Source organism: Arthrobacter sp. Hb9-2 (assembly GCF_059091165.1).
On the sequence record NZ_JBNHGJ010000004.1, the window covers coordinates 47,695 to 72,485 of the forward strand.

General features: G+C 59.3%; 23 protein-coding genes. 13 read left to right on the top strand and 10 right to left on the bottom strand.

The window, feature by feature from the left end; translation table 11 throughout:
- Positions 1 to 2 precede the first annotated feature (2 nt).
- The 8 genes from AC5RV1_RS04180 (at position 3) to AC5RV1_RS04215 (ending at position 8,447) form a co-directional block, all read left to right on the top strand.
- A complete protein-coding gene (locus tag AC5RV1_RS04180; protein ID WP_493993649.1) occupies positions 3 to 842 on the top strand; it encodes an ABC transporter ATP-binding protein in 840 nt (279 codons plus the stop codon).
- The gene (locus tag AC5RV1_RS04185) at positions 839 to 1,672 is read left to right on the top strand and encodes an ABC transporter permease (protein WP_493993650.1); all 834 of its coding nucleotides are present in this window, start codon (positions 839 to 841) and stop codon (positions 1,670 to 1,672) included. Before AC5RV1_RS04180 ends, AC5RV1_RS04185 begins: the two co-directional genes overlap by 4 nt.
- A 76-nt stretch (positions 1,673 to 1,748) precedes the next feature.
- Positions 1,749 to 2,747 carry an ABC transporter substrate-binding protein gene (locus AC5RV1_RS04190; RefSeq protein WP_493993651.1) on the top strand — a complete coding sequence of 333 codons (999 nt, stop codon included), beginning with the start codon at positions 1,749 to 1,751 and terminating at the stop codon, positions 2,745 to 2,747.
- Positions 2,748 to 2,869: 122 nt separating this feature from the next.
- On the top strand, positions 2,870 to 4,351 hold the full coding sequence (locus AC5RV1_RS04195; protein ID WP_493993652.1) for an NAD-dependent succinate-semialdehyde dehydrogenase: 1,482 nt from the start codon (positions 2,870 to 2,872) through the stop codon (positions 4,349 to 4,351).
- 287 nt (positions 4,352 to 4,638) lie between these two features.
- Positions 4,639 to 5,424 carry an RraA family protein gene (locus AC5RV1_RS04200; RefSeq protein ID WP_493993653.1) on the top strand — a complete coding sequence of 262 codons (786 nt, stop codon included), beginning with the start codon at positions 4,639 to 4,641 and terminating at the stop codon, positions 5,422 to 5,424.
- A complete protein-coding gene (locus tag AC5RV1_RS04205) occupies positions 5,421 to 6,416 on the top strand; it encodes a Bug family tripartite tricarboxylate transporter substrate binding protein (RefSeq protein WP_493993654.1) in 996 nt (331 codons plus the stop codon). Before AC5RV1_RS04200 ends, AC5RV1_RS04205 begins: the two co-directional genes overlap by 4 nt.
- The gene (locus AC5RV1_RS04210) at positions 6,413 to 6,913 is read left to right on the top strand and encodes a tripartite tricarboxylate transporter TctB family protein (protein WP_493993655.1); all 501 of its coding nucleotides are present in this window, start codon (positions 6,413 to 6,415) and stop codon (positions 6,911 to 6,913) included. The genes AC5RV1_RS04205 and AC5RV1_RS04210 overlap by 4 nt, the downstream gene beginning before the upstream one ends.
- Before the next feature lie 13 nt (positions 6,914 to 6,926).
- Positions 6,927 to 8,447: a tripartite tricarboxylate transporter permease gene (locus AC5RV1_RS04215; protein ID WP_493993656.1), complete on the top strand. Its 1,521-nt coding sequence runs from the start codon at positions 6,927 to 6,929 to the stop codon at positions 8,445 to 8,447.
- 11 nt (positions 8,448 to 8,458) lie between these two features.
- Here the strand turns inward: AC5RV1_RS04215 and AC5RV1_RS04220 are convergent, their stop codons facing one another.
- Positions 8,459 to 9,364, bottom strand: a complete 906-nt coding sequence (locus tag AC5RV1_RS04220) for a LysR family transcriptional regulator (RefSeq protein WP_493993657.1) — start codon at positions 9,362 to 9,364, stop codon at positions 8,459 to 8,461.
- Positions 9,365 to 9,582: 218 nt separating this feature from the next.
- Here AC5RV1_RS04220 and AC5RV1_RS04225 point away from each other — a divergent pair, with 218 nt between their 5' ends.
- On the top strand, positions 9,583 to 9,930 hold the full coding sequence (locus AC5RV1_RS04225; RefSeq protein WP_493993658.1) for a hypothetical protein: 348 nt from the start codon (positions 9,583 to 9,585) through the stop codon (positions 9,928 to 9,930).
- A 713-nt stretch (positions 9,931 to 10,643) separates the two neighbouring features.
- On the opposite strand, the gene AC5RV1_RS04230 is transcribed toward AC5RV1_RS04225, so the two are convergent.
- From AC5RV1_RS04230 to AC5RV1_RS04250, 5 genes are all read right to left on the bottom strand, one after another.
- Positions 10,644 to 11,918, bottom strand: a complete 1,275-nt coding sequence (locus tag AC5RV1_RS04230; RefSeq protein ID WP_493993659.1) for an endo-1,4-beta-xylanase — start codon at positions 11,916 to 11,918, stop codon at positions 10,644 to 10,646.
- Between the two features lie 647 nt (positions 11,919 to 12,565).
- Positions 12,566 to 13,222: a TetR/AcrR family transcriptional regulator gene (locus tag AC5RV1_RS04235; protein ID WP_493993660.1), complete on the bottom strand. Its 657-nt coding sequence runs from the start codon at positions 13,220 to 13,222 to the stop codon at positions 12,566 to 12,568.
- Positions 13,223 to 13,417: 195 nt separating this feature from the next.
- Positions 13,418 to 13,864 carry an aldose epimerase family protein gene (locus tag AC5RV1_RS04240; RefSeq protein WP_493993661.1) on the bottom strand — a complete coding sequence of 149 codons (447 nt, stop codon included), beginning with the start codon at positions 13,862 to 13,864 and terminating at the stop codon, positions 13,418 to 13,420.
- Positions 13,846 to 14,307 (bottom strand): aldose epimerase family protein, encoded by a 462-nt coding sequence (locus tag AC5RV1_RS04245; RefSeq protein ID WP_493993662.1) that lies wholly within the window; start codon positions 14,305 to 14,307, stop codon positions 13,846 to 13,848. The genes AC5RV1_RS04240 and AC5RV1_RS04245 overlap by 19 nt, the downstream gene beginning before the upstream one ends.
- Before the next feature lie 217 nt (positions 14,308 to 14,524).
- Complete coding sequence (locus tag AC5RV1_RS04250) at positions 14,525 to 15,697, bottom strand: endo-1,4-beta-xylanase (RefSeq protein WP_493993663.1); 1,173 nt, start codon at positions 15,695 to 15,697, stop codon at positions 14,525 to 14,527.
- A gap of 199 nt (positions 15,698 to 15,896) precedes the next feature.
- On the opposite strand from AC5RV1_RS04250, the gene AC5RV1_RS04255 reads away from it, so the two are divergent.
- Positions 15,897 to 16,766 carry an SDR family NAD(P)-dependent oxidoreductase gene (locus AC5RV1_RS04255; protein WP_493993664.1) on the top strand — a complete coding sequence of 290 codons (870 nt, stop codon included), beginning with the start codon at positions 15,897 to 15,899 and terminating at the stop codon, positions 16,764 to 16,766.
- Between the two features lie 510 nt (positions 16,767 to 17,276).
- On the opposite strand, the gene AC5RV1_RS04260 is transcribed toward AC5RV1_RS04255, so the two are convergent.
- The 4 genes from AC5RV1_RS04260 to AC5RV1_RS04275 all read right to left on the bottom strand — a co-directional run bounded on the left by AC5RV1_RS04260 (position 17,277) and on the right by AC5RV1_RS04275 (position 21,355).
- The gene (locus AC5RV1_RS04260; RefSeq protein ID WP_493974066.1) at positions 17,277 to 17,507 is read right to left on the bottom strand and encodes a hypothetical protein; all 231 of its coding nucleotides are present in this window, start codon (positions 17,505 to 17,507) and stop codon (positions 17,277 to 17,279) included.
- Between the two features lie 97 nt (positions 17,508 to 17,604).
- Entirely contained in the window at positions 17,605 to 19,449 is a 1,845-nt protein-coding gene (locus AC5RV1_RS04265; RefSeq protein ID WP_493993665.1) for a glycoside hydrolase family 3 protein, read from the bottom strand.
- A gap of 66 nt (positions 19,450 to 19,515) precedes the next feature.
- Positions 19,516 to 20,430: an aldo/keto reductase gene (locus AC5RV1_RS04270; protein WP_493993666.1), complete on the bottom strand. Its 915-nt coding sequence runs from the start codon at positions 20,428 to 20,430 to the stop codon at positions 19,516 to 19,518.
- 268 nt (positions 20,431 to 20,698) lie between these two features.
- Complete coding sequence (locus AC5RV1_RS04275) at positions 20,699 to 21,355, bottom strand: TetR/AcrR family transcriptional regulator (RefSeq protein WP_493993667.1); 657 nt, start codon at positions 21,353 to 21,355, stop codon at positions 20,699 to 20,701.
- A gap of 159 nt (positions 21,356 to 21,514) precedes the next feature.
- On the opposite strand from AC5RV1_RS04275, the gene AC5RV1_RS04280 reads away from it, so the two are divergent.
- From AC5RV1_RS04280 to AC5RV1_RS04290, 3 genes are read left to right on the top strand one after another with little or no spacing between them, the layout of a single operon-like run.
- Positions 21,515 to 22,846 carry an ABC transporter substrate-binding protein gene (locus AC5RV1_RS04280; RefSeq protein ID WP_493993668.1) on the top strand — a complete coding sequence of 444 codons (1,332 nt, stop codon included), beginning with the start codon at positions 21,515 to 21,517 and terminating at the stop codon, positions 22,844 to 22,846.
- Between the two features lie 5 nt (positions 22,847 to 22,851).
- Positions 22,852 to 23,787, top strand: a complete 936-nt coding sequence (locus AC5RV1_RS04285; protein WP_493974061.1) for a carbohydrate ABC transporter permease — start codon at positions 22,852 to 22,854, stop codon at positions 23,785 to 23,787.
- The gene (locus AC5RV1_RS04290; RefSeq protein WP_493993669.1) at positions 23,784 to 24,692 is read left to right on the top strand and encodes a carbohydrate ABC transporter permease; all 909 of its coding nucleotides are present in this window, start codon (positions 23,784 to 23,786) and stop codon (positions 24,690 to 24,692) included. The genes AC5RV1_RS04285 and AC5RV1_RS04290 overlap by 4 nt, the downstream gene beginning before the upstream one ends.
- Positions 24,693 to 24,791: the final 99 nt, after the last annotated feature.

Here is a 24,791-nt window from a genome sequence, read left to right on the forward strand (position 1 = left end):
TCATGACCACATCATCCCACCAAGCACTGGAGCCAGCAGCAGCGATGCCAGGCACCGAGAACATCGCGATCTCCGTACAGAACGTTACGTTCGGGTACGGCAAGGAGATCATCCTTAAAGACATCAGCATCGACGTCACGGAAGGGGAATTTGTCTCCCTTATCGGACCGAGCGGCTGCGGAAAGAGCACCCTGCTCTCGATGTTCGACGGCGTTGTCCGCCCCGACGTCGGCAGCGTGCGGATCTTCGGATCCACGGTCCAAGACACGCTAAAGCAACGGGCGATGGTTTTTCAAAACTTTGCGCTGATGCCCTGGAAAACCGTCCGGGAAAATGTGCTGTTGGGCCTGAACTACCGCCGCACTGATATTTCCAAGAAGGAACGTCTGGATCTGGCTAAGGAGTACATCAATCGCGTAGGCCTGACCCACGCATTGGACCTTTATCCTCATCAGATCTCGGGCGGTATGCAGCAAAGGGTCGGCATTGCCCGCGCTTTCGCGGTCCAGCCACGGCTGCTGCTGATGGACGAGCCGTTCGGTGCACTTGATGCCCAGAACGCCGAGCTCCTCCGTGAAGATCTTCTCAAGCTCGTGGCTGAAGAACGCCGCACAGTCGTGTTCGTCACGCACAACCTGGATGAGGCACTCCAGATGTCTGACCGTGTGCTGCTGATGACCGCCCGGCCGGGCACGATCCGCGATGAAGTCCGCCCGGACTTTGGACCCAAGTCCTCCGCAGAGTACCGGGAGCGCTACGACTCACAACGAGATCTCCTTTGGGATCACCTCAAGAGCGAAGTCCTGACGGTTCAGGCACGTGAAGAAGGACAGAAGCCATGAGCATCATGACCAAACCTGCTCCGGTCTCTCCCGGCGGTCCCGTCCGCCGGCCCGAACCCAGCTGGCTCAAGAAAAACGAAAAGCGCTGGCTGCCAGTCGTCACCGTGATCGGAATTTTCACGGTCTGGGAAATCGCCGGCAACATGAATCTCTGGGATCCGCTGTTCTTCAGTCACCCCTCAGTGATTTGGGACGGGTTCCTCTCGCTGACCACAGGTCCGCTGCTGTCGGACCTCCGGGTAACCGGACTCGAATTCCTCCTGGGCATGATGATCGCCCTAGGCATCGGCGTACCCCTCGGAATCCTGCTGGGAACCTCCAAGCGCCTCTACTGGGCCTTCGACCCGGTAGTGACCGCACTGTACTCCACGCCCATCCTCGTCCTCACCCCACTGATGGTCATCTGGTTCGGTCTCGGCATCGGTTCCAAGATCGCAAACGTCGCTATCCTGGCGGTCTTCCCTGTACTGATCAACATGATGGAAGGCGTCCGCAACACTGATAGCTCCCTGATGAGAGCTGCGAGATCCTTCGGTGCGAACGGATGGGCCATCCAAAAGGACGTCATTTTCCCATCCGTGGTTCCGTTCTTCGTCACCGGCCTCCGCCTCGCCATCGGTAAGGGCATGATCGCCGTTGTGGTCGGTGAGTACATCGCCGCCACAGAAGGCATCGGCTACCGCATCAGGGCAGACGCCGAAGTCTTCAACACCCCCCGGTATCTTGCGGGTGTTCTGATCATGGTGGTTGTATCGGTGGTCATCATGGCACTCATCAAGGTACTGGAGCGCAAACTCGCTCCATGGAGGACCCCGGTCCTCGGCGAGTAAACAGAAGATGGGCGGGCGCGTGCCCGCCCATCTTCTGACGTGCAGATTCCTATCTACAGAAAACGAGTAGACTCCCATGTTCCGCAACCCCTCCACCCGGCCGAAGATGGCCGGACTTCTCGGCGCTGTCATGGCTTGCCTGCTGACAGCCACGGCCTGTGGCAGTCCGTCAGAGGGTCCAAGTTCCGGCAGTTCAACCGAGAAGATCACGCTGGTCTCCTCCATTACGGGAAGCTCGTTTCTTGCCGTAACTGCCGGGCAGAACCAAAAGATCTTTGAAAAGCACGGACTTGAGATCGAGCTCGTCAAGGTCAAGTCCAGCGCGGAGGCGGCTGCTGCTGTTGCCAGTGGCCAGGCAGATGTCGCGGCCATGCTGCCCGAGGGTGTCGTTGCTGTTGCCGCTGCCGGCAGCAAGATGACGATGATCGGCAACCTCTTGAACCAGGTCCAGTACCGGCTGGAAACCACCGCTGGAATCACCTCCGCTGAGGATCTCATCGGCAAGAAGGTGGGAATTGTTGGTCCGGGCAGCGGTGAGGAAGTTCTTGCCCGCGCGTACCTCGACTCCCAAGGCGTCGATGCTTCCCAGGTCACGTTCGTCGCGACCGGGACCATGGCTGCAAAGTTCGCTGCCATGACGACCGGACAAGTCGAAGGGGCCATGCTGGTCCCGCCTTTCGACATCAAAGCGGAGGCTGCAGGCATGCACCCGCTGAGCGTCCTTGGCGAAGACTTTCCGGACATGCCCGCCCAGGTATTTGCGTCCAGTGAGCGGGCGCTGAAGGCTAAGCCCAAGACGGTCAGGAAGTTTATGGCTGCTGCCGCGGAGTCAGCCCAGTGGGTCCTGGCCCATCCCGAGGACGCCACGAAGATCCTGTCCGAGGACTCGCAGGTCAGCATCGAGGACGCGAAGGCTTCGTTCGACCGCGCGAAATCGGCCTACTCCCAGGATGCTGCTATCAACATCGAGGGTCTGAACCGCTGGCTGGAATTGTCCAAAAAGTACTCTTCCCTGACCAATATCCCCGCAGCCAGCGAACTGTACGACCCCCAATACCTTCCCACCAGTAGCTAGCTCAGGCGGGGCCAGATGCGCCCCAGCCTCCTTACAGGACGCTCCGTCCATTAGTACCTGCAGCATGCAACAGTGCGTGCTGCGGGTACCCAGTCATCCATTAAGTAACACCAAGGAAAACAATGTCTGTTCCCGCCATCCAAGAACTCGATCTCCTGGACTCCGTCCCGACCGGTCTGCTTATCAACGGCCAATGGCGGCCTGCAACTACCGGAAAAACGTTCGACGTCGAAGATCCTGCCACTGGAAAAGTCCTGATGAGCATCGCAGACGCCGGCAGCGAGGATGGCATGGCCGCCCTCGCTGCCGCTGTCGCCGCGCAGGAATCCTGGGCACAGGTCCCTGCACGTGAACGAGGCGAAATCCTCCGACGGGCCTTTGAGCTCGTGACTGAGCGGGCAGAGGACTTCGCCCTGCTGATGACCATGGAGATGGGCAAGCCCCTGGCGGAAGCGAGGGGCGAAGTCACCTACGGCGCGGAGTTCCTGCGCTGGTTCTCCGAGGAAGCCGTCCGTGCCTTCGGCCGCTACTCGGTCTCCCCGGACGGTAAGTCACGTTTGCTGGTCACCAAGAAGCCGGTCGGTCCGTGCCTGCTGATCACGCCGTGGAACTTCCCGCTGGCCATGGCCACCCGGAAAATCGCCCCGGCAGTGGCCGCCGGCTGCACCATGGTCCTCAAGCCAGCAAAACTCACACCCCTGACATCGATACTGTTCGCCGCCGTCATGCAGGAAGCAGGGCTGCCCGCCGGAGTCCTGAACGTCATCCCCTCCTCCAGTGCTGGCGCCACCACCGGCCCCTTGATCAAGGACTCCCGGCTGCGGAAGCTGTCCTTCACCGGCTCCACCGAAGTGGGCCGCCGCCTGCTGGCCGACGCGTCGGAAACCGTGCTGCGCACCTCGATGGAGCTCGGCGGCAACGCCCCGTTCGTGGTCTTCGAGGACGCGGACCTGGACGCCGCCGTCGCAGGGGCGATGCTCGCGAAGCTGCGGAACATGGGGGAGGCTTGCACCGCCGCCAACCGGTTCATCGTCCACGAATCAGTCGCCGCGGAGTTCGCTGAGAAGTTTGCCGCGAAGATGAAGGAAATGACCACAGCCCGCGGCACCGAACCGGAATCCAAGGTGGGCCCGCTCATCGATGCCAAGAGCCGGGACAAGGTTCACGAACTGGTCTCCGACGCCGTTGCCTCCGGCGCGAAGGCAGTCCTGGGCGGCGGACCGGTGGAGGGCCCGGGCTACTTCTACCAGCCCACCATCCTCTCGGGCGTCACCGAGGGCACCCGGATCCTGTCCGAGGAGATTTTCGGGCCCGTCGCCCCGATCATCACCTTCGGCAGCGAAGACGATGCGGTGCGGCTGGCCAACAACACCGAGTACGGGCTGGTTGCCTACGTCTTCACCAGGGACCTCAACCGCGGCATCCGGATGGGCGAAAAGCTGGAAACCGGCATGCTGGGCCTGAACGCCGGTGTCATCTCCAACGCCGCCGCCCCGTTCGGCGGCGTCAAACAGTCCGGCCTGGGACGCGAAGGCGGCCTCGAAGGCATCGAGGAATACCTCTACACCCAGTACATCGGCATCGCCGACCCTTACGCCAGCTGAATCCATCCGCAACTGCTGCGGCCCAAAGACACCAAGGCCCCTCATTCCCGCAACGATGGGGGGCCTTGGCATGCTGTGTCCCGGGCAGCTGGAGGGTCTTCGCCGCTCAAGTGCTGGTTGGAGGCGATGAACTCCGCTTACTGCACTGGTCAACTACGTACCTATTGATTAGTGCAAGCAATATATTCATTGATAATTCATCTATTGTGCAATAAATTCGCCAAACATAATCTGGCAATGTGCCGTTCATCACCCGGCAACTTCCCAGCAAAACAAAGGAAAACGCATTGAGCATTGTCAGCCAGGATTACGAGGAGTACCAGAGCGCCGGACGGATATGGGGCCTGGTGCCGCAGGAGCGCATTCGAAAAATAAAATTCGAACGGCCCTCCCGCGCCATCATCGACCGCTACCTCGCAGTCGAGGACCTCACAACCACCGTCTCTGACGTCCTCGACAGTTTGGGCATCAACGGCACCGTGCCCGCGTCCTACCTCAAGCCGCTCTCAACCGGACACCGCGTCGTAGGCCCGGCCGTGACCATCCGCAACCTCGTCGAGCGTAAGACACCCACCCAGGGGTACGTCGATAAAGACTTCATCCGCATGTCCACACGCGACATCTACTACCTTGCCGAGCCCGGGGACGTGTTGGTCACCGACACTGGCGGCAACCTGGATGTATCGAACATGGGCGGCCAGTCCTGCACCGTGGCCCAGACACGTGGCCTGGCCGGCAGCATCGTCAACGGCGCAGTCCGTGACGCGAACACCATCCGCAAGCTGGACTACCCGGTATGGAGCGCAGGAATTACCCCGCTGACCGGTAAGTTCCGCATTGAAGCGATCGAGATGAACGCCCCGGTGCAGGTTTGGAACATTCGGGTGGAACCGGGCGACCTGATCGTCGCAGACGACTCGGGCATCTGCTGTGTGCCCTTCGAACACATCGAGTACGTCATCGACCAGGTTGAAGAAATTACCGCCAACGAAGCGCACATGGCAGAACTCATTGTCAAAGATGTTCCCCTGGACGAACTGCGGCCTCTCTTCCGGAAGCGGTACGACGGATGATCGCCTCCCGCGCACTTGCCGCCATCACACTCGCTGCGGCCGGACTGCTCGTGACCTCCTGCGCCGTCGGCGCCGGGCCTCAGAGCGGAGGGACGGAGGCAGAGTACCCCAACGCCTCCATCGAAGCAGTCGTTCCTTATGACGCCGGCGGAGCAACGGATCAGCTGGCCCGGACCGTCATCTCAGGGATGGAACCGGAACTGAACGGCCAGTCCGTCGTCGTACTCAACGAATCCGGCGGCGCCGGAACCAGCGGCATGACATCGGTTGTAAACAGCGAGCCCAACGGCTATCGGCTGGCTTTTATTGCCGGCGGCCCCCTAACCGTTCAGCCCCACTACGGCAAGACCTCGTACTCCTACGATGACGTCACCCCGATCGCCCGCATTGCCACCTCGCCCATTGTTCTTGCCGTTCGGGCTGACGCGCCCTGGAACACCATCCAGGAACTCGTTGCACATCTGAAGGCCAATCCGGGCTCTTTCCGGTATGCCTCCACGGGTGTCGGAAATCCGGCAAGTATCGCGATGGAGAAATTCGATTCCGCCGCCGGAGTGGACACCAAGCAGGTTCCTTTCAAGAGCAGTAGCGAGACCGTAACCGCGCTTCTCGGGAAGAACGTGGACGGTGCCGCGGGCCTGCCGCAAGGCTTCGTCGCGTCGGTGAAGTCCGGTGATCTGAAAATCCTGGCCAACCTGGGCAGCGTCAAGGATCCGAGCTATGAGACGGTGCCGACCCTGAAGGAAAGCGGTATTGACGCCTCGACAGACATTACCTCCGGGATTGTCGGCCCCAAGGGACTCAGCAATGACGTTGTAACGGCCCTCACAGATGCAGTGCAGGCCTCCCTTAAAGACCCGAAGGTAGTTGAACGGATTTCATCCTCAGGCGCGGTGCCCGACTTTGGCACAGGGGAGGAATATGCTGCCGACATCAAGTCCGATTACGACGAGAACGGTGTCATCTTGAAAGAATTGGGCCTGATTCCATGAGCAAGCAGTCCGAGGACGTACGGTCGAGCCGGGGTAGCGGCCAGCCCAGTGCAAAAACACGGCTCTACAGCATGGCGGTCCCTGTCGTCCTCGGACTCTGTGGCATCGCACTGCTCGGCGGCTCGCTTGCCCTGGGCGTCGGGACCACCAGTGAACCGGGACCGGGTCTATGGCCGTTTGCCATTGCTTGCGCATTGACGCTCGCCGCGGCGACCATAGCGTGGGAAAGCTTCAGAGGCACCGCGCTCCCACCGGTCGGCCCTTCGCAGCGGCCAGCGGTGGGCTTCGCCCTGACCCTGGCCTTCATCCTGATTTTCAGCTACATCGGGCTGATTCCTGCGGTGCTCATAGTCACGTCAGCGTGGATGAAGTTGCTCAGCGATATGTCCTGGAAGAGGATCCTCATCGCTTCCTTGACCATCACAGCGCTGCTCTACATTCTCTTCGCAATCATCATCGGCACAGCCTTCCCGGCTTCCGTGCTGCCGATCCCTTAGGAAACGAACTTACATGAACGACTCGATTCTCCTTGGGTTCAGTGTTGCTCTGGATCCGATGAATCTCCTCGCAGTCCTCGCCGGCTGCCTCCTTGGCGTCGTCGTAGGTGTCCTGCCCGGCCTCGGCCCGATCACCACAATCTCGATATTGCTTCCCTTCACCTACGCGATGGAGCCCACGACGGCGATCATCCTCCTCGCCGGGATTTACGCCGGCGTGATGTACGGCGGAACAGTCACCTCGGTGCTGCTGAAGCTGCCAGGCGAAGCTGCGTCCGTCGTCACCGCAATTGACGGATACGAGATGGCCCGTAAGGGCCGCGCCGGGCCCGCCCTGGGAATTTCCGCGATTGGTTCCTTCATCGGAGCGACCGTTGCCCTGGTTGCTCTGACGTTCTTCGCCCCCGCCCTCGCGGAGCTGGCAGTGAAGCTTGGTCCACCGGAATACGCCATGCTGGCACTCCTCGGCCTGTTGCTGATCGCATATCTTGGCGCCGGAGCGTTCGCAAAAGCAGTCGTTGCAGCCGCAATAGGACTCTTTCTTGCCACCGTCGGACTAGACCCCATCTCAGGCGACGCACGCTTTGTAGGCAATTCACTGCAGCTCCTAGACGGAATGGACGTAGTCGCCGTGGTGCTCGGCCTGTTCGGTATTGGCGAAGTCCTATACTCACTCAGGGAACGCGACACCGAAGCCGAGCTCGTCAGCAAAAAGGTCGGCAGAGTCTGGCCCACCCAAAAGGACCTGCGCGACAGCGCCGCACCAATCGCCCGCGGTTCAGTCATCGGAACACTGGTCGGGCTCGTCCCGGGAGGCGGGGGCCTCCTCTCGTCCCTCCTGAGCTACGGAGCCGAACGCCGCTTCGCCAAGAATCCTCAGGAATTCGGCAAGGGAGCCATCCAAGGAGTAGCCGGGCCGGAGACAGCTAACAACGCTTCCTCCACCTCATCCTTCATTCCGCTACTGAGTTTGGGCATCCCCTTCAACGTCACCATATCGCTGCTCTTTAGCGTGCTCCTCATCAACGGCATCACACCAGGACCAAGGTTGGTTACCGAAAACCCGGATCTTTTCTGGGGGGTCATCGCCTCGATGTATCTGGGCAACGTGGTCCTCCTGATTCTCAGCCTTCCCTTGGTGGGGCTGCTGATTCAGATCCTGCGAGTCGATGTGGCCGTGCTGAGTCCGTTCATCATTGTCTTGAGCCTCGTCGGCGTCTACACAATCGATAACAACACGTGGAACATGTGGGTGGCACTCTTCTTCGGCGTCGTCGGCTACTTCATGCGCATCTGGGGCTTCCCCCCAGGTCCGCTGGTCTTGGCCTTCATTCTGGGAGGACTTCTGGAGACCTCACTCCGTCAGTCGCTTCTCCTCGGAGACGACGGATTCCTGGTCTTCCTTCAGCGCCCCGGCTCCCTCGCGCTGATCGCCGTGTCCGTACTGCTGATCGGGGCCTCGACCTTCTCGGCGGTGCGAAAGCGCAGAGTCCAGACCGGGGCAGCAGAAGAGAGCATTCACGTCGGGTCCTAAACCGGCCGGTCCTATTCCTGCGCATCCGCCACGAGTGCCTGGGTGCAAGCACGGGCACTCGTGAGGAAGGCCCGGGTTATCTCCGTTTCATCAGAAGCCGGCCGAAGCAGCTGAAGCGGAATCCGCAGTTCCTCATTGACAGGCCGGAAGACAATATCACTCCGGTCCCGATCAACAAACAAGAGCGGTTGCACGGCCACCCCAACACCAGCCCCCACCAAAGCCAGCTGGGCATGCATATTGTCAGCTTCCGTAATGGTCGCAGGCGAACAGTTACGGCGGGTATACAGACTGATCAGCTCATCGTAAAACTCCGGGTTGCGGTCGCGGGGCGCCATAACGAAGTCCAAACCATTCAGCTGCTCCAGGTCCACACTCGACTGACCTGCAAGTGCGTGGTCCGAGGGAAGAACAGCGAAGAGAGGTTCATGCATCAAAATTTCACTGACAAACCCTGGAAGAGACTCCGCGGTCCGCACAATGGCTATATCAATCCTCGACTCCCGCAAAGCCCGCAGCTGCTGATGTGAAGCCATCGGATGCAGACTGATACGCAAGTCCGGGTACTGCGTATGCACATCGTGAAGTACGTTGGGCACCATGCGGCGCAGTGCCGGATTAACTGCACCCAAACGCAACTGACGCCGTCGGCCGGCCGCCACATGTCTGACATCTCGTGCCAGAGTTTCAGCGTCCCGAAGTAGCAGCCGTGCCCCTCGTGCCAGCGTTTGGCCGGCCTCCGTTAAGCGGCTTTGACGGGTCGTACGCTCGATAAGAGAGGAACCCACAAACCGTTCAAGCCGCTGAATTGTCTGAGTCAACGTTGGCTGCGAGACGTGAAGCCGCGCAGCAGCATGCCTGAAGTTCAGTTCGTCCGCGAGAACTACGAACTGCTCAAGATCACGAAGTACCAGCATCTGACTCCAAAAGTAGGTAACTCCAGCGCCAGTGTTCCGGCGCGAAACCTGCGCCTAATAGCCCTTACATCCGGGACGTTTGCCAACTTGCGAAGTAGGCCTTTGAGCGCACCCAATCTTCCCACGCCAGAGTTGCCACCACCGGAACTCAGACCCACCCCGTCCTGAATATTGTCGGTTTATAGCAGGTCTTCATTGTCTGCCCTACTAAAGGAAACATGTTGTCCAACGACTTGCACCGCCATAAGAAGGTTGTCCGTCTCGGGAGGGATCAGGTCCGTAGCCCGCTCCCGCCCAATCCGTCTCAGCCGAAAAACATGGTCCCGCCTTTGGAGCCAATGCCCGACTGGGCCAAGCTCTTCCGTAACGACGAGATCACCCTCCAGGTCGACGGCAAAGAAGTCACCTCAGGATACGTCGACATGCTGGCATTGGATGGCAGCGTCCTATGGCTGTTCCAAAACGACGGCAAAGGACGCGCAATGTTCCACCACGATGATGGACTGTTCGTCTTTCGCAAAAGAAAGATGCATAAATTTGACCTGCCCAACTTCTACAAGGCCTAGCGCGGACTTTGGGCCGTTGTTCCCGTGTCAGGGGAACTGGATAGGCTCACCGCAAGGTCGACCCGGCCAGCGTCGGCCGCAGATCGCCGCCCCGGACGCTAGGGCATGCTCCGCTTGGCAATCCCCCCGCGAATTCGCAATAGGCCAGGCCGATAGTGGTATTCCGTTCAAGCTGTCTCGGTCGGCAAACCCGTGCTTACTAATCATGCGGCGAAACTGGTGGCAACTCTGATCCGTCCATCGTTGGGGTCAATTCAGGTTATCCACGGCTGGAAGTAGGAGCCGCTGGGGTAGCTCCCTTGTAGCAGTCGCGGTGGAAACCCTATGAGAATTGTCCGCGGCTGTGAGCGGCCGGACCGGACTTCTCGTTCAAACGTAGACTAATTCCGGTTGTACCGAGGGCCAGGCAAGGAGCCGTGAGTCAGCTTGGGGTGTAGTCCAGCTAGCAGTTCGTGCTTCCCTGTTACTGCCGCTTCACCGCTACGGATGGAGTCTGCGAGGTCGCCCACATCGTGCACCTAAGCGAGTTGTGGTGGAACCTGCCTTCCTTGGAGGCGGAACCCGCAGCGATAATCACTGGGCTCCGTCTTTTGGGCTGTCATTTGTTCGATGGCACGCTTTTGGGCGATGGGCACCTCCTCGAGTGGTGAGTGTCTGCCGCGGGGCCCCGCTGATCTCGGGGCCCCGCGGCAGGTTCGCAAGGAGCGGTGAAATTACTTGTTGTCCGGCTTTCCCGGGGCTGTGTCCTTGACCTTGACCTTTGTGGTGGTGGTCTGGGTCACCCCTTCGGAGTTGATGAGTTCGGCACGGTAGGTGTATGTTCCCACCGGTTTCTCGGTGAAGGACGTTTCTACTGACTGCGTCTTCACGTCGACAGCGTTCAGCTGCTGAGCGGCGACAAGAACATCGTTCTCGTACAGGCGGTAGTAGCTGCCCGGTGTTCCATTCGCCAGGTTCATCGTCACGGTGTAGTTGCCGTCGTGAAGCCCATTGCTGGATCCGCTCGTGCTCGACAATTTCCCCTTGCCCGGTGCCCTGTCGTTGTACACGAAGGACTGCAGTGCGTCTCTTACCGCGAAGTAGGCCGGCTTCGGGTTGAACTCTTCATCGAAGATTGTCGGCTTCGCGCCGGGTAGCCAGGTGTAGAGGTGCTTGTCGGTGAAACCCCAGGTGCTGATGTCGGTGATGCCGGCAGCGAGGGCTTCGGCGACAACGTCACCGTAGATCTGCGCCTGCGAGATCGGGTCGTATGTGTGGACGTCCAGTTCGGCGATTGTCACCTCGAGTCCGAGGGCCCTGTAGTCGTTCACAATGTCGGTGATCACGCCGGGGGCCGGACCGACGAATGTTTCGTGCATCTGCAAGGCAACACCGTGGATAGGAACTCCGTCGGCTACCATTCCGGAAACCAGGTCATAGAGCTCCTGCCGCTTCGCGGGGTAGTACTCGACCATGTTCTCGTTGATGAAGAGTTTCGCGGTCGGGTCTGCGGCGTGGGCGATCCTGAAGGCCTCGGCGACATAGTCGGGGCCGAGGCGCTCGTAAAACAGATTGTGCTCGAGCCCTTCCCCCCCGAAGGTCGTGAACATCTCCGTGACGACGTCCCAGCGGTCCATTTTGCCGGTGTAACGCTGCATGGTGGTGTTGAAGTGGTCGACGACCGCCTCTCGGAACTCGGCCGGATCGGTTTTTGCCACGAGGTAGTCAGGGTTGAACGAGCGGGAAATCCCGCTGTGGGCCTTGACCTCCATGTCGTGTTCTTCCGCGAACGCAACCATCCGGTCGAGACCTTCGAAATCAAAGACTCCTTCGCGTGGCTGCACCATGTTCCACTTGAACTCGTTTTCCGGCGACAAGCTGTTGAACTGCTCTGCCAGGACCTGCCCGTACCGGGGGTCCGAGAAGTAGTTCGCCGGCCGGTCGTCAGCCGTGGACTCGGACGCCTTAACCGAGCCGGACCCGAAAAGGATGCCAGCTTGCTCAGCCAACTGGCGGATTGTTGGTTCCGTATCAGGGGAAGCCATAGCTGGCGCGGTGGCCCCAAATGCCAGCGTAAGGGTGACTGCTGATGCGAGTGCGACTTTGCTTATCGCTTTCATAAGTTCCTGTTTCATTCGTAGGTGTGCTTGGTGAGGTGCCACTCCCTGACTTTCATCTTCATCTAGCGGACGTAGCACGACCCGGTCCAGTGATCTGATGTCGAGAGGGGCCGCTGGGAGTCAAGAGCGTGCTCGGCTCCGCAAGATGACGGCTCGAAATACGAAGCATTTACTCATACGCTCATGGACGCTGACCCGGGGGTTGGGGGCAGCGGTGCCAGCCCCGCCGTGGCCGGGTAAGGCGACGACGCCGAGATTTGCTTCGGTGTTCAAAGGGTAGAGCGAAATTGTGACGCATGCAACAATTTCTTTTCCTGTCCGGCTCAGGGGGAAGGAGGGGTGATCGATTCGTTCTACACTTGCCGCACTTTCTGCTGGCCGGACCAGGCAATGCATGCACTGCCAAGTCTGTCGGCTTTGGGGTCCTGGGCCATGCACGGAAACGGGAGGAACTGGAATCGTGGCGCCTCTGGCGGCGTCAGCAGAAGTGACGGCGCCAGGTGGACATAGCAATGTCAGGTGCAGCTTGGGTTGAACTACTCGGTGGCAGACCGGCCCGGGATGCTCTGGGGATTCTGGAATGCTTCCGGAAGGGCCCATTCGAAGAACGCTGTCATGGATTTGGTCATGTCGGCGGTTGGGTCGATTAGCCATTGCAGCTGTATCCCGTCCCAGGTGCCGATGAGCAGTCGGCTGAGAGTGTGTGGGTCGCGGTGCGGGCTGATTCTGCCCACGGCCTGGTCGTGGGCGAAGGCGGCCGCGAGTTCTTTCGCCTTGCGCCGGTACCGGGCCACAAACCAGTCATGCGCAGGATGTGTGGGGGCGGAGGATTCGGCAGCCAGAATGGCAAACAGACGCAACAGTTCAGGTCGCTCAAGGCTCGACTGAACCCGCTCCAGGGTGGCAGGCATGACCCCCCGGTCAGCACAGGCGGCATCAAAGTCGAACTCCTCGTAGCCAGGAGTGGTCCTGTCCGCTCGCTCAAGCACCGCCTCAAGGAGCTCGTACTTGGATCCGAAATGGTGGGCGATGCTGGTAAGGCTCAGGCCAAGTTGCCGTGAGATGTCACGCAACGAGCCACCGTGGTAGCCATGCGTGGCGAACACAGTAGCGGCAACATCGAGGATGTCACTGGCCCGCTGAGCCGACTTTGCATACGGGCCACGCACGCCGGCGTTCTTCTGTTCCCTCATGCTAGAGACCTTACTAAGCGCCACCCTGCGCCTGAACCATCACCTGACCTGCCTGCTCACGAGGATACTTAGTGGAACTTCGGCCCGTGCGTTACAAAGCCCCGCTGCTTTTACACAATCTTTCCCTCCATGATTTTTGAAACCGCGGGTGCCCTGGCTCGGTTTCCAACGACCAGGGCGTGCCTTGAGAAGCGCTCATATCGCCGTCAAGTTCCATTCAAGCTCGTGGGCTTCCCTGCCCTGCAGAACGACCAAGTCGGCGCCTGAATTGAATGCGTCTGGAGCGCAGTCCATTGGCTCTACAGCTAACCCTGCACGAGGTTCTCGGTCGGCAAAATCTGCGGTGCAAATTTGAACCCACTTGATGAAAGGGTTCCAGGACATAAGAACGCCGTGACCGTCTGGAGCTGTTAGTCGAACTTCGCAGAGACCGTTGTTGCCGGCGACGCCAGTAAAGGCGTTATCGATGACAGTGCTTCCGATTTTTCGTCCTGAGCGGAAATCAAAGGGACCTGCGCTGGCTTCGGTGAGCCCCGTGGGCAGCAGACGTTCAGGTGAGACCGTCATGTATTGTTCTGCATCAAGTTGGAGAGTCCAGTCATCCACTTTTCCTTCCCCCGCAACTAAGTAGGGGTGGGGCAAGATCCAAAAGGAGCTGGTGTATCGCCTGTATTGATGGCTCGGATATGGCTGCTTAGGCCAGTTGGTGAGAGGCTATAGCGTGCTTCGACGCTCACCTGAAATGGGTAGCCGGGGTCTGTGCCAAGTTGGAGTGACAGCACCACTTCAGCAGCACTTACGGTTTGCACTTGCCATTCGCGGGCGTAAGCAAGTCCGTGAAGTGCGGTGGAGCGTGCTGGTTCCGTAACGGGAACGTTATAGCGGGTTCCCTCGAATAGGTAGCTGCCGTCGGCCAGTCTGTTGGGCCATGGCACGCAGACAACACCCCGGTAATCAACTGTTTCGCTTCCGGGTGTTTGAGTCAGAATTAAGTGCCTGGACTGGTGAGTTACCGAGCAAAGGGTGGCTCCCAGTGTGTCGACAACTGCGGTGTAATCACCGGCTGTCAGTTCAATTGAGGTCACGACTGATCCTTACCCGGGGCCTCAGCCCTCTTATAAGTAGTGATGAACAGGTTGCTTGGCTTGGTAGCGCCGCAGCACTGAGCGCCCGGAGCGATGATTGCTCCGGACGCTCAATGCGAGTGCCGTTGTCCTATGGGGTGTCAAGCCGCGGTGTGCGTGTAAGTCCGCTCCTGTTAGAAGCAGGACAGAGGGGCTTTATGTCGTTTCGCTGACAGTTCTACTGCGTTGCCGAGTACAGGACCGAGTCAGTGGTGTTTTGTACTGTTCCTACAGGCTGCGCGGGTGGCGTCTTCTTCGCAATGAAGTTACGCAGAGCGTCGCGGAAGGCGAAGTACGCCGGCTTCGGGTTGTAATTCTCGTCAAAGATGCACGGCTTCGCTCCCGGAAGCCAGGTGTAGAGGTGCTTGTCCGTGAAGCCCCAGACACTGATCTCGGTGATCCCGGCGTTGAGCGCCTCCGTGACCACATCGCCGTAAATTTGCGCCTGCGTTACGGGGTCAAGTGTGTGCACGTCCAGTTCCGCGATGGAGACTTCAAGTCCCAAACCGGTGAAGAAGTTGAACATTTCGGTGATGACCCCAGGAGGAGGCCCCTGAATCGTCTGGTGCATCTGCAAGGCGATTCCGTGGACAGGGACACCTTCAGCGACGAGACCCGAGACGAGGTCGTACAGTTCCTGCCGCTTCCCGGGGTTTGTCTCCACCAGGTTTTCGTTGAGGTACAGCTTCGCCTTCGGGTCCGCGCGGTGCGCGATCCTGAATGCTTCTGCGATGTAGTCAGGGCCGAGGGCGTTATAGAAATCGTTTTGCTGAAGGCCACCGCCGTTCGTCATCAGCGCCTCGCTTACGACATCCCATCGGTCCATCTTGCCCTTATAGCGCTTCATGATTGCGTTGAAGTGCTTGACCATAGCGGCACGGAACGCGACCGGATCATTGGTCTTCGCGACAAGGTAATCGGGGTTACAGCAAGACGAGATTAGGCCGTGTCCCTTGACCTCCATGTCGTTTTCTTCGGCGAAGGCGACCAACCGGTCAAGCCCCTCGAACTCAAAGACACCCTCCTGCGGCTGGACGAATCTCCACTTCATGTCGTTTTCGGGGGACAGGCTGTTGAACTGCTCAGCCAGCACCTCCCTGTACTTAGGGTCAGAGAGATAGTTAGAGGGCCGGTCGTCAGCCGTTGACGTCATACCCTTCACAGAACCGGATCCGATGATGAGCCCGGCTTTCGCTGCCTCCTCGCGAAGAGAGCCGATACCCTCCTCCCCGAGATGCACATCCGAGGTTGGGCTCGGTGTTGTGGCGGTTGCGCTTTGGGTAGAGAATGCCGACATTGTCAGTCCAAGACTGACTGCCGCGAGCATGGCTAGTGTTTTTTTCGTCTTCATTCGGGGGAATTCCTTCGAGTAGTTGACTGCCGAAGGCGCTCTCGGCCGCTTAGACGACTGCTCGAAGTACGAGCCAGCTACTGATGCGCTCGATGGCTGCCGACCCGGGGGTGGGGGCAGCGGTGCCATTTCCGTCGTGGTCCCAGGTGGGGCGACGACGCCGAGACTGCTTCGGTACTCAAAAGGTTATCTCGAAATTGTGACGCATGCAACAATTTCGTTCTATCCTTGGGACAGCTTCAAAGCACTAGGAACTCATCTTCAAAAGAAGGAAATGGACATGCAGATTCAAGGCAAGACCTTCGTAGTCACAGGCGGCGGCAATGGTATCGGCCGCCAGGTGGTTCTAGGGCTCCTTCGTCGCGGAGCAAAAATCGCAGCCGTTGACCTGAGCGCTGATGCTCTAGCTGGGACGAAGGCGCTGGCCGCTTCTGATGGCGAACTGAGTACTCACGTAACAAACGTGACGGACCGTCATGCGGTTGCGGCACTACTAGATGACGTGATCAGCGTTCACGGACAGGTCGATGGCCTTATCAACGTGGCGGGTATCATCCACCGCTTCGTGCCGGTGGCTGATCTGACATTCGATGATTTTGAGCGGGTTATGAACGTGAACCTTTGGGGCACGGTGAACATGTGTAAGACTCTCCTGCCTGCTTTGCTGGAGCGGCCGGCGGCAGCAATCGTGAACATCTCCAGCCTCTCCGCGTTGTTGCCTTTTGCAGGCCAGACTTTTTATGGAGCAACAAAGGCAGCAGTCAAGCAGTTCAGTGAGGGCCTTTACCAGGAGCTGAGCGGCACATCTGTTGCCGTTACGACTGTTTTCCCGGGAAACATCAGCACCGACATCAGCGGCAACTCTGGGGTCAAAGCAATTGATCCCAAAGGAAGGAAGGCACCTGCCACCACACCCGAAGCAACTGCCGCCAAAATTATCCAGGGCCTGGAGAAGGGCAGCTTTCGAGTCTTGGTGGGAAAGGACGCCAAGGTGCTGGATGCTGCCTCGCGCATTTCATCCCGCACAGTCACCGATTTTATCGGCCGACAAATGAAGTCTGTTTTGTGATGCCGTCGAGGGCAGCATGGAAGCCGGTCGACGACTGGACTGTGGTCACGGGTCTGAAGGTGGAAGTTTGGGACAGAGACCGCCTCATGGACCAAGGAATCGTGGATGCCGTCACCGCGGACGGCGCGATTCTGTGGTTGAAGCACCACGGCGTCTTGCATAGGAGGGTGGTTGAAAAAGTCGATGACCGGCACATAAGAGTTGTCTTGCCAGCTCACAATGTCCCTCCTCCACCACAGGACGGGAAACCCGGTTTCCAGCCCGTGTCACCAAATGCAATGCCATCAGCGGCCGAGGACAAAGCTGCGGGCAGCCTTTCAGCCGGGCAAATCCCCGTCCCTGACGATTCATGTGGAACGGTGCGAACATTTTTATCCCAGTGATCACGCCCGGACCTGGCTCCGGCGGGATTCGGTTTACGCCGATTTCCCCAGCACGGTTCGGCACGCAACCCGAGAAAGAACCTGCCTGGGACCGTCACAGGGGTGTTCCAAAACTGCTTCTTGGGGGTTACTTACCTGATGCTTCATGGCGCTGGCGGATCAGCCCGAAGGGGACGGCGGGGTGAGCCCGTACGATGTATCTGCCGGCCTCGATCCGCGTCACAAGGATCCCTGTACGGTGTTGGAGCGCGGCCTTCAATACGACTGCTATGGCTTCTTCGAGGGCGATGTCAACCTCTGATGCTTCCTTGACATGCACCTCCAGCATGCCGGGTACTGCCACCTCTGAAATTTTCATGCGGGTGTTCCTTTCGCTGCACCTCACTGCACCGGATTGCGGCCGTTCAAGGCGACGCGAATGGTGCAACGGTGGACGGTGGTTGTAAGAGAAACGCTTACTGAGGCGCCTTGTGTCCGGTCGGATAAAGGCATGCCTCGGCAGCTATGCCGGCGTCCGCAGCGACAGTGCGGACGTCATCCATGGATATTGGTAGGGCGATTGGTAAGCGTCCGACTGGTGTGATTTCGCCGCTGAGCGTCCGCAGTAGTGCACGGTCGGATACCCCGAAGGTAGCGGTGAGTGCTGTTGCGATGGTTGCGATAGGAGTAAGGATTGCGGCGCGGTCCAAAGCGACATCGACGATAAGCGGTAGGCGGGAGGCGATTGCACCCAGTCGATAGATGAGGCCGGGGCGGAACTCGAGCCCTCCCTGGTGAAAGAATGACTCGAGGAAAAGGTCGTCTCGCGCGTCGAATGGTGCGTCGACTCGGATGACTGCAAGGTCTGCTTCATCTGGTGTGGACACGACGGTACCGAACATGCTGGCTACTGCGGGATCGATTCCTTCAATGTAGAGGCGTTGGTTCGGTGCAACTGGAAGGACCGGCTCAGTGCCGCGGAGCTTGTTCTCGAGGACGCAAACGGAGCGTGATTGAGCAAGCTCACCTGCGGCACGGTGTTCCGGACTGCCGACGATGCGGTCGGCTAGATCTTCGTCGACGAAAGGGTTGTCGAAAAGTCCGAGCCGGAACTTCACCAGTAGCAGGCGTCGAGCCGAGGCGTCGATTCGGGATTCCGCGACGAGACCTTCATCGACTAGGCCGCGGAGGATTTCGACGCATTCTTCGCCACCGAACTGGTCCGCTCCTGCTTCAAGAATTTTCAACATTCGACCTCGTGCGTCGAGGTGTTCTACCCCCCACGCCCGGGCGGGTAGGACCTGGTCGCCGATCACGTTGTCGTTAACGAGTTCCCAGTCAGTGACGATGACGCCTTTAAAGCCAAGTTCCTCGCGCAGGAGCTCCTGGAGTATCTGGCGGTTGTAGCCAAAACCTACCTCTTCGACCGGCTGCCCATGTATTTCAAGACCGACCGGCATGCCGTAGTACGGCATGATGGCCGCGGTGTCGTGCTCAATGGCAGTCCTGAACGGGGCAAGGTGGTCTTCGAACCGGCCGGCGGGGTACACCTGTTCGCGACCGTAGGGGAAGTGAGCATCCTCGCCGTCCTTTTGGGGGCCCCCACCAGGGAAGTGTTTGGTCGTGCAGGAAACACTTCCCGGGCCAAGCGTGGCGCCTTGGAAGCCGTCCACATACGCGGCGGTATGGGCTACAACGCGATCCACGCAGGATCCGAAAGTTTGAAGCTGACGTCCCCACCGAGGCTCGGTTGCCAGGTCGATTTGCGGATGAAGCGCCGAACGGATTCCGACCGCAGTGTATTCAGTGCGGGCTATTTCCGCGAAGAGACGGGTAGTTTCCGGCTCATCGATGGCGGCCAGCCCCAACCCTTCTGGCCATTGCGAAAACGGACCTGCCGAAAACCCGACGCCGACATTCTCGGCGAACGCATGGCGGGGGTCGGTAGAGATTGTCACAGGAATTCCGTGCGGCGTTTGGGCAGCGAGTCTCTGCAGGGCGTTGTTCCACTGGGCGGCTTTACGCGCGTCCTCTAGTCCGTGCACGTTGAAATGGTTCATATTCTTGCGTAGAACCACTACCGACGTCGGTGACTTGCTGATGTGGCCAGCTTCCTCAAGCAACGAGCCATCAGGTCCAGATTCAATGACGGTCTGGAACATGAGGCCAATTTTTTCCTCCAGCGAAAGCCGACGGAGAAGGTCCTCCGTGCGCTCTTCGGGTGTTTTCCGTGGGTCCTCAAAGGGGTCCATAATCCCGTTCTTGTTCAGATCACGGTACGGAACCCCGTCAGGTGTGGTTGACAGAACCAGATCGGTCATATGGATTCTCTCCTGGGTAGGCAACCTGAGTTACCAAGGCTTATTGGCGATGCAGCCCCTAGGGGGCTATCGGACGGCCGGGTCCTGGATGGGCGAAGGAGCAGGACCCAACGCCGCGAGTTCGTCCCAAAATTGATCCGGGATGACCTCTTCACGCAGCCGGGCCAACTCGAGGATTCGTTCGGGCGAGGAAACGCCGATCACGGTGGAATCAATTAGCGGGGACCTTAGTGAGAAGGCAAGGGATACAGCGGGCAGTGACACCTGGAGTTCGCGGCAAAGCTCTTCAACTCGTCGAACCCACGACGTGAGGTGCTCACCTGCCGGCTGATACGCGTACCGTGCTCCGGGTTGCGCCCCGGTTGCCAGGATGCCGGCGCCGAAAGGCGCCGCATTGAACACGGTCATGTCGCGGTCTCGTGCTGCTTGGAATAGGGTCTCGGCGCTCTGGTCGATTAGCGTGTACCGGTTGTGACAGAGGACGGCGTCGAATTCTCCAGTCTCGAGATAGGCGGTCATCATGGGTATGGGCCCACCTGCGATGCCAATGGCATCAACGACGCCGGACGCCCGCAGCTCGATCAGTCCCTCGACAGCGCCTCGAGGTCCAAGGGCTTCTGCCATGGTGAGCATGTCAGGATCGTGAAGGTGCAGCAGTGGTATCCGGTCAACCCCGAGTCTGGACATACTTTCCTCAAACGAGGCCAGGACCCTGTCCCGATCGAAGCGGCCGGTGTCTGGGTCAGCATCGACCTTGGTAATCAACCCGGTGGAGCAGCGATTTCCGAGTCGGGCCATTGCTATCCCCAGGACTTCTTCTGACCGTCCCCCGGAATAGTTGTTCGAGGTGTCCACGTACGCATGACCTGCGCTGAGGGCGGTCTCGGCTAAACGCACGGCCTGCGCTTCACTGGCGGAATCGCGGCGGGTGCCCCGACCAAAACTTGAAGTGCCGATTGTCAGAATGGATGGTGCCTTCACGCCCGTGCCATTCTGCTGCCCTTGGTAGGCCGCACGGGGCCTTCCACAGGTTTCCCAACTCTGGCGTGATTCCTTTTGGAGCCGTTCATGTGGGGGATCTCCTCATTGAAATATGTGCAGTCGTCGCGACTGGAGAAGCGACAGCGCCCACCCTACGACGAAATCAGAACAACTGCTACATTTTTCTGGTCAACGGTGTACCTGGGGGCCAGCCGGACCGGGCGCCGGCTAGACGGCATTGAACTCGGAGGCCTGAAAGTTGGCGAGTTCACCTGACTGCGGATGCGCCAGAAACGCCCGGGAGATCCTGGATCGCTTCTGGAAGGGCCCATTCGAAGAACGCTGTCATGGATTTGGTCATGTCGGCGGTTGGGTCGATTAGCCATTGCAGCTGTATTCCGTCCCAGGTGCCGATGAGCAGCCGGCTGAGAGTGTGCGGGTCCCGGTGCGGGCTGATTCGGCCCACGGCCTGGTCGTGGGCGAAGGCGGCCGCGAGTTCTTTCGCCTTGCGCCGGTACCGGGCGACAAACCAGTCATGGGCAGGATGTGTGGGGGCGGAGGATTCGGCAGCCAGAATGGCAAACAGGCGCAACAGTTCAGGTCGCTCGAGGCTTGACTGGACCCGTTCCAGGGTGGCGGACGCGACCCCCCGCTCAGCGCAAGCTGCATCAAAGTCGAACTCTTCATTGCCAGGAGTGGTCCTGTCGGCCCGTTCGAGCACCGCCTCAAGAAGCTCGTACTTGGTCCCGAAATGGTGAACGACGCTGGTAAGGCTCAGGTCCAGTGCACGGGCGATGTCACGCAGCGAGCCGCCATGGTAGCCGTGCGTGGCGAACACAGTAGCGGCAGCATCGAGGATGTCACTGGCCCGCTGAGCCGACTTTGCATACGGACCACGAACGCCGGCGTTCTTCTGTTCACTCATGCTAGAGACCTTACTCAGCTGCCGCGGCGCCTGAACAACGCCTGACCCAATTCAATTGCCTAAACAAAATTGTAGCAACTGTTCCGTTTTCGTGTAATGATGATCACGAACACCCAAGGTGACCCGCAGCCGGGCACCCCATGTCACAAGGAGGTAGACATGCCTATACAGACAGCAACATTCAAGCGGCGTACTTTTGTCGCAGGCACATTCATCGCCGCAACGGCGCTACTGGCGGGGTGCAACGCCGGTGGTGGCGGGAGCCAGGCAGGGGAGACCACTTTGACCGTAATGGTCGGAGCTCAGGATCTTACTCCCGAGCAAGTGGCTGAGTTTGAGCAGAACAACCCCGGCATCAAGATTAACCAGGTTCTGTTCGACGCGACCCGACTGAACACCATGCTTGCTTCGGGTAACCCACCGGACATCGCGGTGGGCGGTGCCGTCGGCAGCGCCAACTTTAACGCACGAGGATTGGCTACGGACCTCACACCGTATCTGGAGAAAAGTGAGACGCTGAAGGAAGACGACCTTCAGCCGGTCAACGACAGCTTCCGCTGGGACGGTACCAAGAGCGGCGAAGGTCCTCTCTACGGCATCGTCAAAGACTGGAGCCAGGACTCGACTCTCTGGTACAACACCGCCCTCTTTGACAAGGCGGGGGTCCCATACCTCAGCGACACAGAGGCAACCAGCTACCACGAGCTCCTGGAGACCGCCAAAAAGCTCACCGTAAAGGAAGGCACCACAACCACCACCTTTGGGCTTGGCGTGGAATGGGACTGGTCCCTTTACGGCCCAATATCGGCAATGGTCATGCAGCAGGGTGAAAACCTCTACAACGAGGACCTGACCAAAATCGACTTCACCTCCGCGGCGGCCAAGCGCGCCTTTCAGTGGTACGTCGACTTCGGGAAGTCCGGGGTAGGACCAACATCCCTGAACCCGCTTCCGGACGGCTCTGATTACTCGACCTTCGCGGCGGAACGCATGGCGATCAGCCAGGACGGCTATTGGTACGGCGGCAACTTCGCAGCACCTGATGCCTTGAAGACAGTTCGGATGGCTCCTTCACCGGTAATGGGAGATACCCGGGTCGCGCCCACCTACTCCGGTCAGGGCTGGTGGATCCCGGAGAAGGCGAAGAACAAGGACGCCGCGTTCAAGCTCATGGAGTACTACATGGCAGGCGCGCCCGCTGAGAAGCGCGCTGCGAGTGGCTGGGGCCTTCCGGGGCTAAAGTCGCTGAGCGAGAAATTGCCCCAGGATCTTCCGCATCAGAAGCAGGCATACACTGTCGCGCAGAACGAACTGCAGTACGCCAAGCCCCTGCCCGATTCGCCCTACATCTCCGGGGACCTGATGCAGAGCACGATCCAGACGTACCTCGAAAAAGCCATCAAGGGTGAACTGAGCGTTGATCAGGCATGCGAAGCGCTCACTGATGAACTGAATAAGGCCCTCGCACAGGGCAAAGAGCAGATCGGCTAAGGAATATGGCACGCAAGTGGTCCCGCTACCCGAAGAAGGCCTTTTACGCCTTCGTCGGGCCCTGGGTAATAGGTTTCGTGCTGCTGACGGCGTTGCCCATGGTGTTCGGGTTGCTTGTGAGCCTCACCAACTTCGACGGCAGTTCTCCCCGCTTCAAATGGGTTGGTCTTAGTAACTACGTCGAGCTGTTCAGCGACGGCGAGGCATGGATGGCGCTCCTTAGGACGTTGCTGTTCACCGCTATCGTTGTACCAATCACCATCGGCGGATCTCTTGGTCTGGCGATGATTATCAACCGGCGGCTGAGGGCGTTGGGACTGTGGAGGACATTGTTCTTCCTGCCCTCAGTCGTACCGGTGGTAGCCATGGCGATCATGTGGAAACTTGTTTTCAACAGGGACTCCGGCATCCTTAACGCTCTTTTGGGTGCCGCAGGAATCCAGCCGATCGCGTGGCTTCTGGACCCGACCGCCTTTTTCGCCCTGATTATCCTTATGCTCTGGGGTCTGGGCGCAGGCATGATCATCATGCTCGCCGCTCTTCAGGGAGTTCCGGCTGAGCTGGAGGAAGCGGCCACCATCGACGGTGCCGGCCGCTGGTCCGTCTTCCGGCACGTGACAGTACCGATGATTTCACCGATCCTTTTCTTTCAGGTGATCACTGGCGTTATCGCCGCATTGCAGGTCTTCATTCAGCCCCTGCTCCTGACAAGCTCGGCGGGGATCTCGAAGGTCAGCGGTGTACCGGACAGCAACACCTTGTACATGGTGCAGGTGTACCAGGAGTTCTTCCTCAGCAACCGTTTCGGCTACGGATCGGCAATGCTATGGGTGTTCTTCCTCATCATCCTCGGTCTGACGTTGCTCTTCCTGCGGTCGAGCCAGTCCTGGGTCTACTACGAAGTCGACACGGAAGCCGAGAAAGAAGGAGCAACCCGATGACTACGACTGAGCGTGAAACGGCCGTGGGGTCGACACCTGCGGTACCTCGAACGCGAACTCCGAAGGCTGAAAAAGCCCGGAAGGATAAGCGGCCACCGGCGGTACTCTACATTTTGATTCTGCTCCTGTCGGTGTTCTTCATCGGCCCGTTCCTGTGGCTGGTACTTGCGGCGTTGAAGACGCCCGCTGAATGGGCTTCGTTTCCGATCCAGGTTCTGCCTGATAAGGCGCAATGGAACAACTTCGTCGACGCCGTCACCCAGATGGACTTCTTCGGCTACACGGTCAACTCTCTGTTCCTCGCCACGACGTATTCGGTTCTGATCACCATATCGAGCGCCACGGTGGGCTTCGGTTTCGCCCGGCTCAGGGCCCCAGGGAAAAAAGCATTGTTCCTGGTTCTGCTCTCGACCATGATGATCCCGCAGATTCTGACGCTGCTGCCCACGTACGTTCTCTTCTCGCAGATCGGGCTGGTAAACACCTACTGGCCCTGGATCCTGTGGGGTCTGGCAGCATCACCGTACATGGTGTTCCTGTTCCGGCAGTTCTTTTCTTCGCTCCCGCGTGAACTGGAGGACGCGGCCATCATGGATGGTGCCGGCTGGTTCAGAATTTTCGTCCAGATCTTCCTTCCCCTCTCCCGCCCGGTCCTGATCACATCATTCCTGTTGTCGTTCACGTGGACATGGGGTGATTACATCGCCCCCGCGCTGTTGCTGGACATTGACCACACGACCCTCTCGGTGGCCATCACCGCCTGGTACCAGGACCCTAACGGAAACACCATTCCCACCGTGCAGGCCGCTGCTGCCGTGCTGTACATCCTGCCTGTGCTGTCCATCTTCTTCTTCGCCCAGCGGTACTTCATCCGTTCCACCGTCTCCTCGGGTGTCAAGGGCTGAAATTCCCTAGCAGCTTTGTCAGCGGCCGGTAGGCGACTCATCTCGGATGCTGTCTGCCGGCCCGGCACCACCATGAACAGTCGCCGAGCGGACGATGCG

Coding starts and splice junctions, on each gene's coding strand:
- AC5RV1_RS04190 (WP_493993651.1), top strand. CDS start 1,749: ATGTTCCGCAACCCCTCCACCCGGCCGAAGATGGCCGGACTTCTCGGC.
- AC5RV1_RS04220 (WP_493993657.1), bottom strand. CDS start 9,364: ATGCTGGTACTTCGTGATCTTGAGCAGTTCGTAGTTCTCGCGGACGAA.
- AC5RV1_RS04225 (WP_493993658.1), top strand. CDS start 9,583: ATGTTGTCCAACGACTTGCACCGCCATAAGAAGGTTGTCCGTCTCGGG.
- AC5RV1_RS04250 (WP_493993663.1), bottom strand. CDS start 15,697: ATGAAGACGAAAAAAACACTAGCCATGCTCGCGGCAGTCAGTCTTGGA.
- AC5RV1_RS04280 (WP_493993668.1), top strand. CDS start 21,515: ATGCCTATACAGACAGCAACATTCAAGCGGCGTACTTTTGTCGCAGGC.
- AC5RV1_RS04260 (WP_493974066.1), bottom strand. CDS start 17,507: ATGAAAATTTCAGAGGTGGCAGTACCCGGCATGCTGGAGGTGCATGTC.
- AC5RV1_RS04285 (WP_493974061.1), top strand. CDS start 22,852: ATGGCACGCAAGTGGTCCCGCTACCCGAAGAAGGCCTTTTACGCCTTC.
- AC5RV1_RS04215 (WP_493993656.1), top strand. CDS start 6,927: ATGAACGACTCGATTCTCCTTGGGTTCAGTGTTGCTCTGGATCCGATG.
- AC5RV1_RS04180 (WP_493993649.1), top strand. CDS start 3: ATGACCACATCATCCCACCAAGCACTGGAGCCAGCAGCAGCGATGCCA.
- AC5RV1_RS04210 (WP_493993655.1), top strand. CDS start 6,413: ATGAGCAAGCAGTCCGAGGACGTACGGTCGAGCCGGGGTAGCGGCCAG.
- AC5RV1_RS04275 (WP_493993667.1), bottom strand. CDS start 21,355: ATGAGTGAACAGAAGAACGCCGGCGTTCGTGGTCCGTATGCAAAGTCG.
- AC5RV1_RS04205 (WP_493993654.1), top strand. CDS start 5,421: ATGATCGCCTCCCGCGCACTTGCCGCCATCACACTCGCTGCGGCCGGA.
- AC5RV1_RS04235 (WP_493993660.1), bottom strand. CDS start 13,222: ATGAGGGAACAGAAGAACGCCGGCGTGCGTGGCCCGTATGCAAAGTCG.
- AC5RV1_RS04290 (WP_493993669.1), top strand. CDS start 23,784: ATGACTACGACTGAGCGTGAAACGGCCGTGGGGTCGACACCTGCGGTA.
- AC5RV1_RS04265 (WP_493993665.1), bottom strand. CDS start 19,449: ATGACCGATCTGGTTCTGTCAACCACACCTGACGGGGTTCCGTACCGT.
- AC5RV1_RS04185 (WP_493993650.1), top strand. CDS start 839: ATGAGCATCATGACCAAACCTGCTCCGGTCTCTCCCGGCGGTCCCGTC.
- AC5RV1_RS04195 (WP_493993652.1), top strand. CDS start 2,870: ATGTCTGTTCCCGCCATCCAAGAACTCGATCTCCTGGACTCCGTCCCG.